This window comes from Enterobacter quasihormaechei, from assembly GCF_004331385.1.
Taxonomy (GTDB): Bacteria; Pseudomonadota; Gammaproteobacteria; order Enterobacterales; family Enterobacteriaceae; genus Enterobacter; species Enterobacter quasihormaechei.
In genome coordinates, this window is sequence record NZ_SJON01000003.1 from 59,351 (window position 1) to 73,909 (window position 14,559).

General features: G+C 57.7%; 8 protein-coding genes. 7 read left to right on the forward strand and 1 reads right to left on the reverse strand.

The window, feature by feature from the left end; genetic code table 11:
* Positions 1-2: 2 nt before the first annotated feature.
* A complete protein-coding gene (locus E0L16_RS05455) occupies positions 3-1,547 on the reverse strand; it encodes a PTS transporter subunit EIIC (RefSeq protein WP_107533519.1) in 1,545 nt (514 codons plus the stop codon).
* 289 nt (positions 1,548-1,836) lie between these two features.
* Between E0L16_RS05455 and E0L16_RS05460 the strand changes: the two genes are divergently transcribed.
* From E0L16_RS05460 to ndk, 7 genes are all read left to right on the forward strand, one after another.
* Positions 1,837-6,789: an alpha-2-macroglobulin family protein gene (locus tag E0L16_RS05460; protein ID WP_131636479.1), complete on the forward strand. Its 4,953-nt coding sequence runs from the start codon at positions 1,837-1,839 to the stop codon at positions 6,787-6,789.
* Between the two features lies 1 nt (position 6,790).
* Positions 6,791-9,118 carry a peptidoglycan glycosyltransferase PbpC gene (gene pbpC, locus E0L16_RS05465; protein WP_131636480.1) on the forward strand — a complete coding sequence of 776 codons (2,328 nt, stop codon included), beginning with the start codon at positions 6,791-6,793 and terminating at the stop codon, positions 9,116-9,118.
* 88 nt (positions 9,119-9,206) lie between these two features.
* Positions 9,207-11,585 (forward strand): DMSO/selenate family reductase complex A subunit, encoded by a 2,379-nt coding sequence (locus E0L16_RS05470; RefSeq protein ID WP_345788982.1) that lies wholly within the window; start codon positions 9,207-9,209, stop codon positions 11,583-11,585.
* Positions 11,582-12,211, forward strand: coding sequence for a DMSO/selenate family reductase complex B subunit (locus E0L16_RS05475; protein WP_131636482.1), 630 nt, complete (start codon positions 11,582-11,584; stop codon positions 12,209-12,211). Before E0L16_RS05470 ends, E0L16_RS05475 begins: the two co-directional genes overlap by 4 nt.
* Positions 12,204-12,992, forward strand: coding sequence for a dimethyl sulfoxide reductase anchor subunit family protein (locus E0L16_RS05480; RefSeq protein ID WP_131636483.1), 789 nt, complete (start codon positions 12,204-12,206; stop codon positions 12,990-12,992). Before E0L16_RS05475 ends, E0L16_RS05480 begins: the two co-directional genes overlap by 8 nt.
* On the forward strand, positions 12,992-13,867 hold the full coding sequence (locus E0L16_RS05485; RefSeq protein WP_131636484.1) for a 4Fe-4S binding protein: 876 nt from the start codon (positions 12,992-12,994) through the stop codon (positions 13,865-13,867). The genes E0L16_RS05480 and E0L16_RS05485 overlap by 1 nt, the downstream gene beginning before the upstream one ends.
* Before the next feature lie 124 nt (positions 13,868-13,991).
* Complete coding sequence (ndk, locus tag E0L16_RS05490; protein WP_131636485.1) at positions 13,992-14,423, forward strand: nucleoside-diphosphate kinase; 432 nt, start codon at positions 13,992-13,994, stop codon at positions 14,421-14,423.
* Positions 14,424-14,559: the final 136 nt, after the last annotated feature.

Genomic DNA, 14,559 nt, shown 5'->3' on the forward strand with positions numbered 1-14,559 from the left:
TTTCAGAGAAACGTCTCAACGGCTTCTCGCATTTTTTTGACATGCAGCCCGTAGACCACCTGAACGTTGTTACCTTGTTTGATAACCCCTTTCGCCCCGGTCGCTTTCAGGCGCGGTTCGTCGATGATGTCGACGTCCTTCACCGTGACGCGTAAGCGGGTGTAGCAGTTATCAACGACTTCAATATTTTCCCGGCCGCCCAGACCCACCACGATGGATTCGCCCAGCCCGTCGTTATTCCCCTTCGCCTGGTACTCCTGCTTGCTGTAGAGGCGCGTCTCCCGATCCTCATCTTCACGGCCCGGCGTTTTCATGTTGAAACGCAGGATCAGGAAGCGGAACACCACGAAGTAGAGGGCAAACATGATCAGCCCCACCACGATGTACATTGGCCAGTTGGATTTCTCCGTGCCGAGCGGCAGGTTGTAGAGGATGAAATCGATAATTCCGTTGGCGCCGATGGCGTGAACGCCAAACAGCGAGAACAGCATCATGCCGATGCCGGTCAGCACCGCATGCACCACGAACAGCAGCGGGGCGACAAACAGGAAGGAGAATTCAATCGGCTCGGTTACGCCGACCAGCAGCGAGGTCAGCGCCGCCGGGATCAGAATGGCCTTCGCAATCGCCTTACGCTCTGGCTTCGCGGTCATGTACATCGCCAGCGCGGCGGCGGGCAGGCCAAACATCTTGCTGATGCCGCGCGCATCCCATACCACGGTGCTGCTGAGCTGTTTGACGTCCGGGCAGGCCATCTCGGCGAAGTAGATATTGCGCGCCCCCTGGTAAGCCGTGCCGCACACCTCCTGCGTGCCGCCCAGTTCGGTATACAGGAACGGCGTATAGACCAGATGATGCAGGCCCGTCGGTACCAGAATGCGCTCAAGGAAACCGTAGATCGCCACGCCGAACGGACCAGAGCCTTTAATAGCCAGCGCCAGGGCGCTAATCCCGTGCTGCGCGTATGGCCAGAGTTCGCTCATGACCACGCCGAGCAGCATAGAGACGGGCAGCATGACAATCGCCACAAAGCAGTGGCCGGAGTAAATCGCCATCGCGCCGTTAAACTGTACGCCGGAATATTTGTTGTACAAATAACCGGAGAGCGCCCCGGTCAGGATCCCGGCGAAAACGCCCATCTCCAGCACCTGGACGCCCAGCACCATGCTTTGTCCGGCGGCTTTCATCTGCTCAGCCGGAGCCAGTTCACCCTGAAGCTGTAGCGTCACGTTCATCGCGTTAATGAATACGATGAAGGTCACCAGCCCAATCAGCGCCGCGTAGCCTTTGTCTCGCGTTGCCAGTCCAATGGGGATCCCGACGGCAAACACCAGCGCCAGGTTGACCAGCACCGACACGGCAGATTTGGCGATCAGCTGGCCCACATTCTGGATCAGCGGATGGCCGAGAAACGGCAGGTACTCGGCCAGATTGCCGTTACCCAGTACATTGCCAAAGGCGATAAACAGGCCGACGATGGGTAAGATAAGTACAGGTCCATAAAGTGATTTTCCGAAATTTTGTAGGGCGTTCACGGCTCGTTTCATGGCTTTCTCTCTTATTGAACCGCGCACTCGGGGTGCGTCATGGGCATAAAACTAGCAGGCTCAGCGCGAGTTTATCCAGCTATCTTGTTGTTTTAAAAACAAATGACGTGAAAGGTAACATGTTACGTTACGCCGTGTGATCGCGCTTCCAATCCCCACAGGTGAGCGCGATGCAATTCTGCGAGGCGTTTTCCAGATTATAAAATTGGACTTTTTGTATTAACGAAACTTGCGGATAATACTTATCCGGACGACGACCAACAGGCCCCCCTCAGGCCAGGGACACAGGATGAAACCGTTTCGCTTAGCCGCGATCTCTCTCGCGCTGCTCACCACCTTTACGCTTGTCGGCTGTGATAACAGCGACGATAAACCTCAGGCCGCTGCGCCCGCAGCGTCTACGGCATCACAACAGAAAGCCCCGGAAAAAGCTGATCCTGAAAAGCTGGCTAAGCTGGCCGCGCAGAGTCAGGGCAAGGCGTTGACGCTGCTGGATGCTTCTGAAGTGCAACTCGACGGCGCCGCGACGCTGGTTCTGACCTTCTCTGTACCTCTGAAACCCGATCAGGATTTCGCCAAAACGGTGCACGTGGTGGATAAGAAAAGCGGGAAGGTGGACGGTGCATGGGAATTGGCGCCCAATCTTAAGGAGCTGCGCCTGCGCCACCTGGAGCCGAATCGTAATCTGGTCGTCACCGTTGAGCATGGCCTACAGGCACTGAATAACGCAACCTTCGATAAGAGCTATGAAAAGGCGCTTACGACACGGGATATTGAGCCGACGGTCGGATTCGCCAGCCGCGGTTCGCTGCTGCCGGGCAAAGTGGTGGAAGGGTTGCCGGTGATGGCGCTTAACGTCAGCAACGTGGACGTCAACTTCTACCGCGTGAAGCCGGAGTCGCTGGCCTCGTTTGTCAGCCAGTGGGAGTACCGTAACTCGCTGACCAACTGGGAATCCGACAACCTGCTGAAGATGGCGGAACTGGTCTATACCGGCCGTTTCGACCTCAACCCGGCGCGCAACACGCGTGAAAAACTGCTTTTGCCGCTCAAAGAGATTAAGCCGCTCCAGCAGTCTGGCGTCTATATCGCCGTGATGAATCAAGCCGGTCACTATAACTACAGTAACGCCGCGACGCTCTTTACCTTAAGTGATATTGGGCTGTCCGCTCACCGTTATCATAACCGCCTGGACATCTTCACCCAGAGTCTTGAAAACGGTGCGGCGCAGTCAGGCGTGACCGTTACCCTGCTGAACGATAAAGGGCAGACCCTTGCCGAGGCGAACAGCGACGCCGACGGTCATGCGAAACTGGAAACCGATAAAGAAGCCGCGCTGATCCTGGCCAGCAAAGACGGCCAGACCACGCTTCTTGACCTCAAGCTTCCGGCGCTGGATCTGGCGGAATTTGATATCGCCGGCAAGCCCGGGTACAGCAAGCAGTTCTTTATGTTTGGCCCGCGCGATCTCTATCGTCCGGGTGAAACGGTGATCCTTAACGGCCTGCTGCGCGACAGCGACGGAAAACCGCTTCCCGATCAGCCGGTAAAACTTGACGTGCTGCGTCCGGACGGACAGGTAGCACGTACGGTCGTTGTGCAACCCGAGAACGGTCTCTATCGCTTCAACTATCCGCTTGATAGCGGCGCCCAGACCGGCATGTGGCATATTCGCGCAAATACGGGCGATAACCAGCAGCGCATGTGGGATTTCCACGTCGAAGACTTTATGCCTGAGCGTATGGCGCTGAATCTGACCGGGCAAAAAACACCGGTTTCCCCGCAGGATAATGTGGACTTTAACGTGGTGGGCTATTACCTGTATGGCGCACCGGCTAACGGCAATGCTCTGCAAGGACAGCTTTTCCTGCGCCCGCTACGCGACGCCGTTCCTGCACTGCCTGGCTTCCAGTTTGGTGATATTGCCGAGGAAAACCTGAGCCGCAGCCTGGATGAAGTACAGCTTACGCTGGACGAAAAGGGTCGCGGGCAGGTAACCACCGAAAGCCAGTGGAAAGATACGCACTCGCCGCTGCAACTGATTTTGCAGGCCAGCCTGCTGGAATCAGGCGGGCGTCCGGTGACACGACGCGCTGAGCAGGCTATCTGGCCTGCGGCTGAACTCCCGGGGATCCGCCCACAGTTCGCCAGCAAGGCCGTTTATGACTACCGTACCGATACCACCGTCAACCAGCCGATCGTCGATGAGAACGGCAACGCCAGCTTTGACATTGTCTATGCCGATGCCAGCGGGGCGAAAAAAGCGGTATCCGGCTTGCAGGTGCGTCTTATCCGTGAGCGCCGTGACTACTTCTGGAACTGGTCCGAGAGTGAGGGCTGGCAGTCTCAGTTCGATCAAAAAGATCTGGTTGAGGGCGAGCAGGAGCTTAACCTCAAGGCCGATGAAACCGGAAAAGTCACCTTCCCGGTGGAGTGGGGCTCATACCGTCTGGAAGTGAAAGCGCCTGATGACATGGTCAGCAGCGTACGCTTCTGGGCCGGTTACAGCTGGCAGGATAACAGCGATGGCACGGGCGCTGCACGTCCAGACCGCGTAACGCTGAAGCTGGATAAACCCGCTTATCAGCCGGGCGATACCATTAACCTGCACATTGCGGCCCCGGCAGCAGGCAAGGGCTATGCGATGATCGAATCCAGCGAAGGACCGCTGTGGTGGAAAGAGATCGACGTGCCGGCAAACGGTCTGGATCTCTCTATTCCGGTGGATAAAGCCTGGAAGCGTCACGATCTCTATCTCAGCACGCTGGTGGTTCGTCCCGGCGATAAATCCAAATCCGCCACGCCGAAGCGCGCGGTTGGATTGCTGCACCTGCCGATGGGCGACGAAAATCGTCGTCTCAACATTGCCCTTGAGAATCCGCAAAAAATGCGCCCGAACCAGACGCTTTCAGTGAAGGTGAAGGCCAGCGTGAAAGAGGGAGCTGTGCCGCAGAAAGTCAATGTGCTGGTCTCGGCCGTTGATAGCGGCGTGCTGAACATCACCGACTACGTTACGCCGGATCCGTGGGAAGCTTTCTTCGGCCAGAAGCGCTATGGCGCGGATATCTATGATGTTTACGGCCAGGTTATTGAGGGCCAGGGCCGCATGGCCGCACTGCGCTTTGGGGGGGACGGCGATGAACTGAAACGCGGCGGTAAGCCACCGGTGAACCATGTCACCATTATTGCCCAGCAGGCGCAGCCGGTTACGCTTGATGCCAATGGCGAAGGCACTATCACGCTGCCGATTGGTGATTTCAACGGCGAACTGCGTCTGATGGCACAGGCCTGGACGGAAGACGATTTCGGCAGCAGCGAAAGCAAAGTCGTAGTGGCTGCGCCGATTATCACCGAGCTTAACACGCCGCGGTTCCTGGCGAGCGGGGATACCTCAAGGCTGACGCTGGATCTGACGAACCTGACTGACAAGCCGCAAACGCTGAACATTACGTTAACCGCAAACGGCAATCTGTCGCTGGAAGGCGCACAGCCAGAGCCGGTTCAGTTGCCACCTGGCGCGCGTAGCACTCTGTTTATTCCGGTGCGAGCGCAGGCAGGATACGGTGACGGAGAGATCGCCGCCCAGGTAACCGGCTTACAGCTTCCGGGCGAGACGTTTGCCCCGCAGCAGAAGAGCTGGAAAATTGGCGTGCGTCCCGCATTCCCGGCACAAACGGTAAATACGGGCACGATGCTGAACCCTGGTGAATCCTGGAGCGCGCCAGCACAGCATATTGACGGTTTCTCGCCTGCCACGCTACAGGGACAGCTGTTGCTCAGCGGTAAGCCCCCCCTGAACCTGGCCCGCTACATTCGTGAACTTCAGGCCTATCCGTACGGATGTCTTGAGCAGACCACCAGTGGCCTGTTCCCGTCGCTTTATACCAACGCGGCACAGCTGAAGGCGCTGGGCATTAAAGGCGATACCGACGAAAAACGCCGTGCGGCCATTGATACAGGGATCTCCCGTCTGCTGCAAATGCAGCGTGACGACGGTGGTTTTGCCTTATGGGATAAAAACGGACCGGAAGAGTACTGGCTGACCGCGTACGTCACGGACTTCCTGGTGCGCGCTGGGGAGCAGGGTTACAGCGTTCCAGCCGAGGCAGTGAATAACGCCAACAGCCGACTGCTGCGCTACTTGCAGGATCCGGGCATGATGTCCATCCGCTACAGCGATGACACCCAGGCCAGCAAATTTGCTGTCCAGGCATACGCGTCGCTGGTGCTGGCACGTCAGCAAAAAGCGCCGCTCGGTGCGCTGCGTGAAATCTGGGATCGTCACGCTCAGGCCGCTTCCGGACTGCCATTGATGCAGCTGGGCATGGCGCTCAAACTGATGGGAGATGCTCCACGCAGCCAGCAGGCGCTGGATCTGGCTCTCAAAACTCCCCGTAACGACAGCCGAAACTGGATGGCGGATTACGGCAGCCAGCTGCGTGATAATGCGCTGATGCTCTCCCTTCTGGAAGAGTACAAGCTGCTGCCGGATGCGCAAAACAGGCTGCTGAACGCCTTATCTGAAGACGCGTTCAGCCAGCGCTGGCTGTCAACCCAGGAGAGTAATGCACTGTTCCTGGCCGGGCGTTCACTGCAAACGCTTTCCGGCGTATGGCAGGCAACGACTAACCTCTCTGAACAGGCCCAGAGCAGTGATAAAGCGCAGGTAGAAAACCTGAATAGCGACCAGCTTGGCGCGTTGCAGGTGACGAATACCGGCACGACGCCGCTGTGGGTACGACTGGACACTACTGGCTATCCGGAGTATGCGCCCCAGCCATCTTCTCACGTCTTACAGATAGAACGTCATATTCTGGCAACAGACGGCAGCAGCAAGTCGCTCTCTTCGCTGAAGAGCGGAGAACTGGTTCTGGTGTGGCTGGAAGTGAAGGCCAGCCAGAACGTGCCGGATGCCCTGGTGGTGGATCTGCTCCCGGCAGGTCTGGAGCTGGAAAATCAGAATCTGGCGAGCAGCAGCGCCAGCCTGCCGGACAGCGGCAGTGAGGTGCAAAACCTGCTTAATCAGATGCAGCAGTCTGATATCCAGCACATGGAATTCCGCGACGATCGTTTTGTGGCCGCCGTGCCGGTCAACGAAGGTCAGCCGGTCACGCTGGTTTATCTGGCACGTGCCGTTACGCCGGGAACCTACCAGGTGCCTGTTCCGATGGTCGAGTCCATGTACGTTCCGCAGTGGCGAGCAACGGGGGCGGCCAGTGGCCCGCTGATCGTTGTACCGTAAAATGCGGATAACGCGCCTGATTCGCTCCCGCTGGCTGTGGCTGGCGGGAGCGCTTCTCGTTTTAGGGGGGCTGATTGTCGTCGCTGACCGCGTGTGGCCGTTGCCCCTGAAAGAGGTCAACCCTGCGCGAGTGGTCGTGGATGAGCAGGGCGTCCCGCTGTGGCGTTTTGCCGACAGCGAAGGCATCTGGCGCTATCCGGTTACCATTAAAGACGTCTCCCCACGCTATCTGGAAGCGCTGATCCAGTATGAAGATCGCTGGTTCTGGGACCACCCTGGCGTCAATCCGCTTTCTGTACTGCGTGCCGCCTGGCAGGATCTCACTTCCGGGAGAGTCGTGTCAGGCGGGAGTACGCTGACCATGCAGGTGGCGCGCCTGCTTGATCCGCATCCGCGCACCTTTGGCGGCAAAATTCGCCAGCTGTGGCGGGCGATGCAGCTGGAGTGGCATCTCTCCAAGCGTGACATTCTTACGCTGTATCTAAACCGTGCCCCGTTTGGCGGCACGTTGCAGGGCGTGGGCGCTGCAAGCTGGACTTATCTTGGAAAGCCGCCCTCACGGCTGAGCTATTCCGACGCGGCGCTGCTGGCGGTGCTGCCGCAGGCGCCAAGCCGTCTGCGTCCGGACCGCTGGCCGGCGCGTGCGGAAGCGGCGCGTAACAAAGTGCTCGACCGCATGTTGACTCAGGGCGTCTGGTCAGAGAAACAGGTGAAAGAGTCCCGTGAAGAACCGGTGTGGCTGGCTCCCCGGCAGATGCCGCAGCTGGCGCCGCTCTTTTCACGCATGATGCTCAGTAAAAGTCGTGACACAAAAATAGTCACCACGCTGGATGCAGTCCTGCAAAGACAGCTTGAAGAGCTGGCAATGAACTGGAAATCGCGCCTGCCCGCCCGCAGTTCGCTGGCGATGATCGTTGTGGATCATACGTCCATGAAAGTACGTGGCTGGGTTGGTTCGGTAGATATCAATGATGACAGCCGTTTTAGCCACGTGGATATGGTCAATGCGATCCGATCTCCGGGATCGGTTCTCAAGCCATTCATCTATGGCATGGCGCTTGACGAGGGTCTCATCCATCCCGCCTCGCTGCTTCAGGATGTCCCAAGAAAAACGGGAGATTATCGTCCCGGCAACTTTGACAGTGGCTTTCACGGGCCGGTCAGCATGAGCGAAGCTCTGGTGCGTTCCCTCAACCTGCCTGCTGTGCAGGTACTGGAAGCGTACGGTCCAAAACGCTTTGCAGGCATGCTGAGCAACGCGGGATTACCGCTCATTCTCCCTGCGGGTGCGCAGCCCAATCTCTCCCTGATTCTGGGAGGCGCCGGAGCGCGCCTGGCTGATATCGCTGCCGCCTACAGCGCTTTTGCGCGTCAGGGTAAGGCGGGCCGACTGCGTTTACAGCCTGGCGATCCGCTGATCGAACGTCCGCTGCTGTCGCAGGGCGCGGCGTGGATTATTCGTCGCATACTTGCCAACGAAGCGCAGCCCCTGCCGGACAGCGCGCTGCCCCAGGTTGCGCCGCTGGCCTGGAAAACGGGCACCAGCTACGGCTACCGTGATGCCTGGGCCATCGGGGTGAATGCCCGCTATGTCATCGGTATCTGGACTGGACGTCCGGACGGTACGCCCGTTGCGGGGCAGTTTGGTTTCGCCAGCGCGGTTCCGCTCCTTAATCAGGTAAATAACATGCTTCAGTCACGCTCAATGGTGGATGAAGCGCGCCTGCCGCGCGATCCGCGTCCTGCCAGCGTTGGACGGGGCGTGATTTGCTGGCCAGGCGGCCAGTTTCTGCCTGAAGGCAGCGAAAACTGTCGGCGTCGGCTGTCAACCTGGCTGCTTCAAGGCAGTGAACCACCTACGCTGCTGTTGCCGGAACAGGAGGGAATTCGCGGGATCCGTTTCCCGGTCTGGCTGGATAAGGCAGGAAAACGCGTCGCGGCGGATTGTCCGGATGCCACAGAGAAAGTGCTGGATGTCTGGCCGTTGCCGCTGGAGCCCTGGCTGCCTGCTGCCGAAAAACGGGCTGCTCGTCTCCCCGCCCGTTCCGGAGTTTGCCCCCCGCTGGATAACCACAATGCAGCACCGCTGATGCTGTCAGGCATCAGGGAAGGCGCGGTCATTAAACGTCTTCCGGGCGAGAAAAATATGACCCTCTTCGTTTCAACCAGCGGCGGGGAGGGGCAGCGATGGTGGTTTTTGAACGGCGAGCCGCTGGACGGCCATCAAAAGAATTATTCATTACAATTATATTTGACGGGTAAATATCAATTAATTGTATTAGATGAAACAGGACAAACGGCGACGGTGAATTTTGAATTAGATCGCTAAGTGTTACTCCTGAAGAGTTAGCTTGATAATTATCAATATTCGTTCCTGAAAAAAAACGAGAATGCGTTTTTATTTTCAGGAACGAGCAATGAAAAAAAATAAACATCAGGGAGAGGGGATTATTCCCGCCATATCCCGGCGTCAGTTTATTCAGGCAGGATCGGCGCTCGCCGCCCTGCCGTTTGTCATCAAAACGGGCAAAGCACAGGCACAGGGCGCGGCGGTATCGGACGCTACGCCTGAAGAAAAAGTGGTGCAAACCTGTAGCACGTTTGACTGCGGCGGTAAGTGCGATATTCGTGCTCACGTCAGTGAAGGCGTTGTGACCCGAATTTCAACGCGTCCGGATAACGCGCTGGATCCGCAAATGCCGATAATGCGCGCCTGTGTTCGTGGTCGGGCTTATCGGAAATTTGTTTATCATCCCGATCGGCTAAAATATCCAATGAAACGAGTGGGTAAACGTGGTGAAGGAAAATTCGAGCGTATTACCTGGGATGAAGCCACCACCCTAATTGCGAATCATTTAAAAACCATTACGCAAAAATACGGTGCGGCTTCACGCTATGTTCATGTGGGTACGGCGGTTTCCGGCGGGACGTTCTCCGGCGATAAAATGGTTCGTCGTCTGCTGAACTTAACCGGCGGCTATCTCGAAAGCTATCACTCGGTCAGTATGGGTAACACGGCGGCAGCCACGCCGTATACCTACGGCACCGCCGCCAGCGGCAGCTCTCTGGACACGCTGCTGGACACCAAGCTGGTCATTCTCTGGGGACATAACCCGACGGAAACGATCTTCGGGCACAGCAATCACTTCTATCAGAAGATGAAGCAAAACGGGACGCGCTTTATCGTTGTCGACCCACGCTATTCCGATACGGTTTCCTCCCTGGCCGACCAGTGGATCCCGCTGCTCCCCACAACAGACAACGCCCTGATGGACGCGATGATGTACGTGATCGTCACGGAGAACCTGCACGATCGCGACTTTATTCAGCGCTATACCCTGGGCTTTGACGAAGACGCCATGCCAGAAGGCGTTCCGGCTAATGAATCCCTGATGGCTTATCTGAGCGGCGCAAAAGATGGCGTGGCGAAAACGCCCGAGTGGGCAGAGAAAATCACCCACGTGCCTGCGCAAACCATTCGTCAACTGGCGCGCGACTACGCAACCACCAAACCCGCCGCGCTGATCCAGGGCTGGGGGCCGCAGCGCCATAACTGCGGCGAGCGCACCGCACGCGGCTCGACGTTGCTGGCCACGCTGACGGGTAACGTCGGGGTGAAGGGCGGCTGGGCGGCAGGCTATGGCGGCTGCGCAAACCGGAAATTTGCCGCAGGCCCCGAAATGCCGGAAAACCCGGTGAAGGCCAAGATATCGGTAATGAACTGGGTACAGGCCGCCGATGATGCTTCTAAGGTAACGGCGGAAGACGGCCTGAAGGATGCAGAGAAGCTGGACAGCAATATCCGCATCCTGTTCTCGCTGGCGGGCAACTATCTGGCTAACCAGAACCCGGATCTGCATCAGGCAACCCGTGTTCTGGAAGATGAGTCGAAAATCGAGTTCATCGTCGCAAGCGATCTGTTTATGACGCCGAGCGCCAGGTACGCCGACCTTCTCCTGCCGGAAACCAGCTTCATGGAACGCTGGAATATCGGCGAAACCTGGGGCACCGCAAGCTATCTCATCCTGTCAGAGAAGCTGATTGAACCCGAATTCGAACGCCGTTCAGATTACGACTGGCTGCGGGAAGTTGCTGCTAAGCTTGGCGTCGAACCTGCATTCAGCGAAGGCCGTGATGAAAAAGCGTGGATTGAGCACATCTGGGAACAGACGCGGCTCGCCATGCCAGACGAAAACCTGCCGGACTTCGCGACGCTTCAGAAAACGCGCCAGCACCTCTTCAAAAGCGCGCCTTTCGTCGCCTTTGAAGACAACATTCGCGATCCGCAGAATCATCCGTTCCCGACGCCCTCCGGTAAAATTGAGATCTTCTCGAAGCGTCTGTACGACATGCAACATCCGGAAATTCCGGCGCTGTCGCACTACGTGCCTGCCCATGAAGGGCCGGAAGACGAGCTGGCGAAACGCTTCCCGCTTCAGTTGATCACCTGGAAGGGGAAAAACCGCGCTAACTCCACCCAGTACGCCAACCCGTGGTTAATTGAGGCCCAACAGCAAAAGCTGTGGATCAACCCACAGGATGCGCAGAAGCGCGGCATTGCGCAGGGGGATACCGTGCGTATTCATAACGCCCGCGGCATTTGCGAGATCCCGGCGGAGGTCACGCCGCGCATTATTCCAGGCGTTGTCGCCATGCAGGCTGGCGCCTGGTGGCAGCCGGACGCGCAGGGTATCGATAAGGGCGGCTGCGCGAACGTGCTCAGTTCTGCCCGTATTACCGCGCTTGCGAAAGGGAATTCCCATCAAACCATGCTGGTGGAGGTAGCTAAAGCATGAGTCAGTTTAAACACTACGCGCCGGTGAGCGACAAACAGCTGGGTTTTTATATCGACTCTTCTCGCTGCTCGGGCTGCAAGGCCTGCCAGGTGGCGTGCAAAGATAAAAACAACCTTGAGGTCGGACGTCGTTTCCGTCGTGTTTATGAAGTGAACGGCGGGAGCTTTATCCCGACCGGGCAGGGCGGCGTCAGCAATAACGTTTTTGCCTACACGCTCTCTATTTCCTGTAACCACTGTGCAGACCCAATCTGCACCAAAAACTGTCCGACCACCGCGATGCATAAGCGTCCGGGGGACGGCATTGTGCGTGTTGATACGGATAAGTGCGTGGGTTGCGGGTACTGCGCGTGGTCTTGCCCTTACGGCGCGCCCCAGCTCAACGAGCAGACCGGGCAGATGTCCAAATGTGATTTCTGCGTGGATCTCCAGGCGAAGGGGGAACAGCCCGTCTGCGTGGCAACCTGTCCACTCGAAGCGATTAAATTCGGGCCGATTGATGAACTGCGGGCGAAGTATGGTGCGGTCTGTGATGTGAAAGGGTTACCTGATTCCTCCTTAACCAAACCAAACCTGGTGATCAAGGCGCATCAGGGCGCAGAGAAAGAGGGGAAACGTCATGCATGAGTTACCGCTGCTGATTTTTACGCTGTTCCTGCAAGGATCGGTTGGCGTTACGCTCTGGCTGGCGTTCGGGGGCGCGTACGCTTCGCAACGTAGCGCGCTGCTTCCTGCCGTCGGCGCGTTTATGCTGGCAAGCCTTGGGCTGCTCGCCTCAGCGCTGCATATGGGCTATCCGCTTAATGCGCTTAACGCGCTGCGCCACGTCTCCAGCTCCTGGCTAAGCCGTGAGATCATCTTTGCCAGCCTTTACCTTGCGGCGCTTGGTCTCGCCGTGCTGCTGATGTTTGTCAGAAAGCCGGGCTGGAAGCCGCTGCTGGTTGTGGCAGGTCTGGTGGGTCTGGTCGACGTGTTCTGCATGGCGCAGATCTACATGCATGCGTCCGTGGTGACGTGGCAGCACATTAACACGCTGGTGCTGTTTATCGGCTCGGTGGGGATCATCGGCTCAGCCTGCATGGCCTGTGCGCCGCATGCCCGCATCAACGTCCGTGCGGCGGTGGGCATTGTCACGCTGCTGGTGCTTGTGCGTCTGGTGATGCAGCCCGTCTGGCTGGCGGACATCACTGCCATGGACAACGCCGTAGTGACGTTCCCTCACGCTCCGCTACGGATGCTGGAGCAACTGCGCACCGTGCATCTGCTGAGCTGGTGCGTTTCTGTTGCGGGTCTGCTGTGCTTTGCTGCGGGCGGCTTAAGAGTGGCGCGCGGCACAATGCTGCTGGGCAGCGCCTTGCTGATTGTGGGTGAGCTGATGCTGCGCTTCGTTTTCTTCAGTATTGGCTGATGGGCGGATTAACGTTTGCCCCGGCGATGGACGTGACGCAGGCGTGCGTCCGTCGCCGTTTTCGCCACGCTTCATGCGGCGCCTGTGCGGACGCCTGTCCTGTGCAGGCTTTTTCTTTTACGGACGCAGGCATTTCGGTTGATGAGAGCCGCTGTATTGAATGCGGTGACTGCCTGTTTGTCTGCCCCACGGAGGCGATCGCCGGCATCACGCCGCGAAAACGCTTTCTGTATGGCGATACGCTGGTTGGGCCTTTTACTGAACGTGCGCCCGGGGTGAATGAGCTGCTGCGGTGGCACGTGCAGCACCACGTTCGTTTTATCAGTATCGACGCGGAGCAGTACCTTGACTGGCTGCTGGCGATTGCCCGGCTCAATCTTGCGCTTCGTCGACGCGGTGAAGCGGCGTGGGCGTTTAAACTGATACCCGCCAGCGAGGTAAATATCGCCCGCCGCGCGCTGATGCACGTACCCCGCGAGGATGTCCGGGCCTGTAGCGTCGTGCCCGGTCAGCGTGAACTGCGCAGGGCGTTTTCTGCGTTTAGCGAGGCAGATATCACCCTCGACGCCGGAACGTGCGTACTGTGCGGCGCGTGCTGGCGGAGCTGTACGGAAAACGCGATTCGGTTTGAGAACGCTGAACTGGTCGTGGAAACCGGGCGCTGTACCGGCTGCGGCGGCTGCGAAGCGGTGTGCCAGCATGGGGCGATAAAAGTGACGGAAACAGAGGGGACAGCGAAAAGCGTGGCCATACCGGCATATGAAGCTGTTTGCCTGGCGTGCCACCGTCATTTCTGGTCATTTACGCCTGATGAAAAGCAGTGTCCGCTCTGTTTTCACCATCAATACGGTATGCGAAATACGGGCTGTTGCTAATCTTCGTCTCATTTTAAAAAAATGTTATGCATAACCATAGGCAATGGCGCTATTGCTCTTTATAATCCGCGCCACACCATACTCAGGTATGCAAAAACAACAGAACATTTTACAGAGGTTATCAATGGCTATTGAACGTACTTTTTCCATCATCAAACCAAACGCGGTGGCAAAAAACGTTATTGGCAGCATCTTCGCTCGCTTTGAATCAGCAGGGTTTAAGATCGTTGGCACCAAAATGCTGCACCTGACCGTTGAGCAGGCTCGCGGTTTCTACGCTGAGCACGAAGGTCGCCCATTCTTTGACGGTCTGATCGAGTTCATGACTTCTGGCCCAATCGTGGTATCCGTACTGGAAGGCGAAAACGCGGTACAGCGTCACCGTGACCTGCTGGGTGCAACCAACCCGGACAACGCGCTGGCCGGTACTCTGCGCGCTGACTATGCAGACAGCTTCACCGAGAACGGCACCCACGGTTCCGACTCCGTTGAATCTGCTGCGCGCGAAATCGCGTTCTTCTTCGCTGAAGGCGAAGTGTGCCCGCGCACTCGCTAATTATTTCGTAAATGCCGCGTGCAAACGTGGCATCCCTGCGCCAGACTTTGTACAATGCAACGCCCCGGACGAGCAGACTGCTTACCGGGGCGTTTCTTTTCAACCCACCAAGGGCCACAACGTGTAACAACGAGGC

Coding starts and splice junctions, on each gene's coding strand:
- E0L16_RS05455 (WP_107533519.1), bottom strand. CDS start 1,547: ATGAAACGAGCCGTGAACGCCCTACAAAATTTCGGAAAATCACTTTAT.
- E0L16_RS05460 (WP_131636479.1), top strand. CDS start 1,837: ATGAAACCGTTTCGCTTAGCCGCGATCTCTCTCGCGCTGCTCACCACC.
- pbpC (WP_131636480.1), top strand. CDS start 6,791: ATGCGGATAACGCGCCTGATTCGCTCCCGCTGGCTGTGGCTGGCGGGA.
- E0L16_RS05470 (WP_345788982.1), top strand. CDS start 9,207: ATGAAAAAAAATAAACATCAGGGAGAGGGGATTATTCCCGCCATATCC.
- E0L16_RS05475 (WP_131636482.1), top strand. CDS start 11,582: ATGAGTCAGTTTAAACACTACGCGCCGGTGAGCGACAAACAGCTGGGT.
- E0L16_RS05480 (WP_131636483.1), top strand. CDS start 12,204: ATGCATGAGTTACCGCTGCTGATTTTTACGCTGTTCCTGCAAGGATCG.
- E0L16_RS05485 (WP_131636484.1), top strand. CDS start 12,992: ATGGGCGGATTAACGTTTGCCCCGGCGATGGACGTGACGCAGGCGTGC.
- ndk (WP_131636485.1), top strand. CDS start 13,992: ATGGCTATTGAACGTACTTTTTCCATCATCAAACCAAACGCGGTGGCA.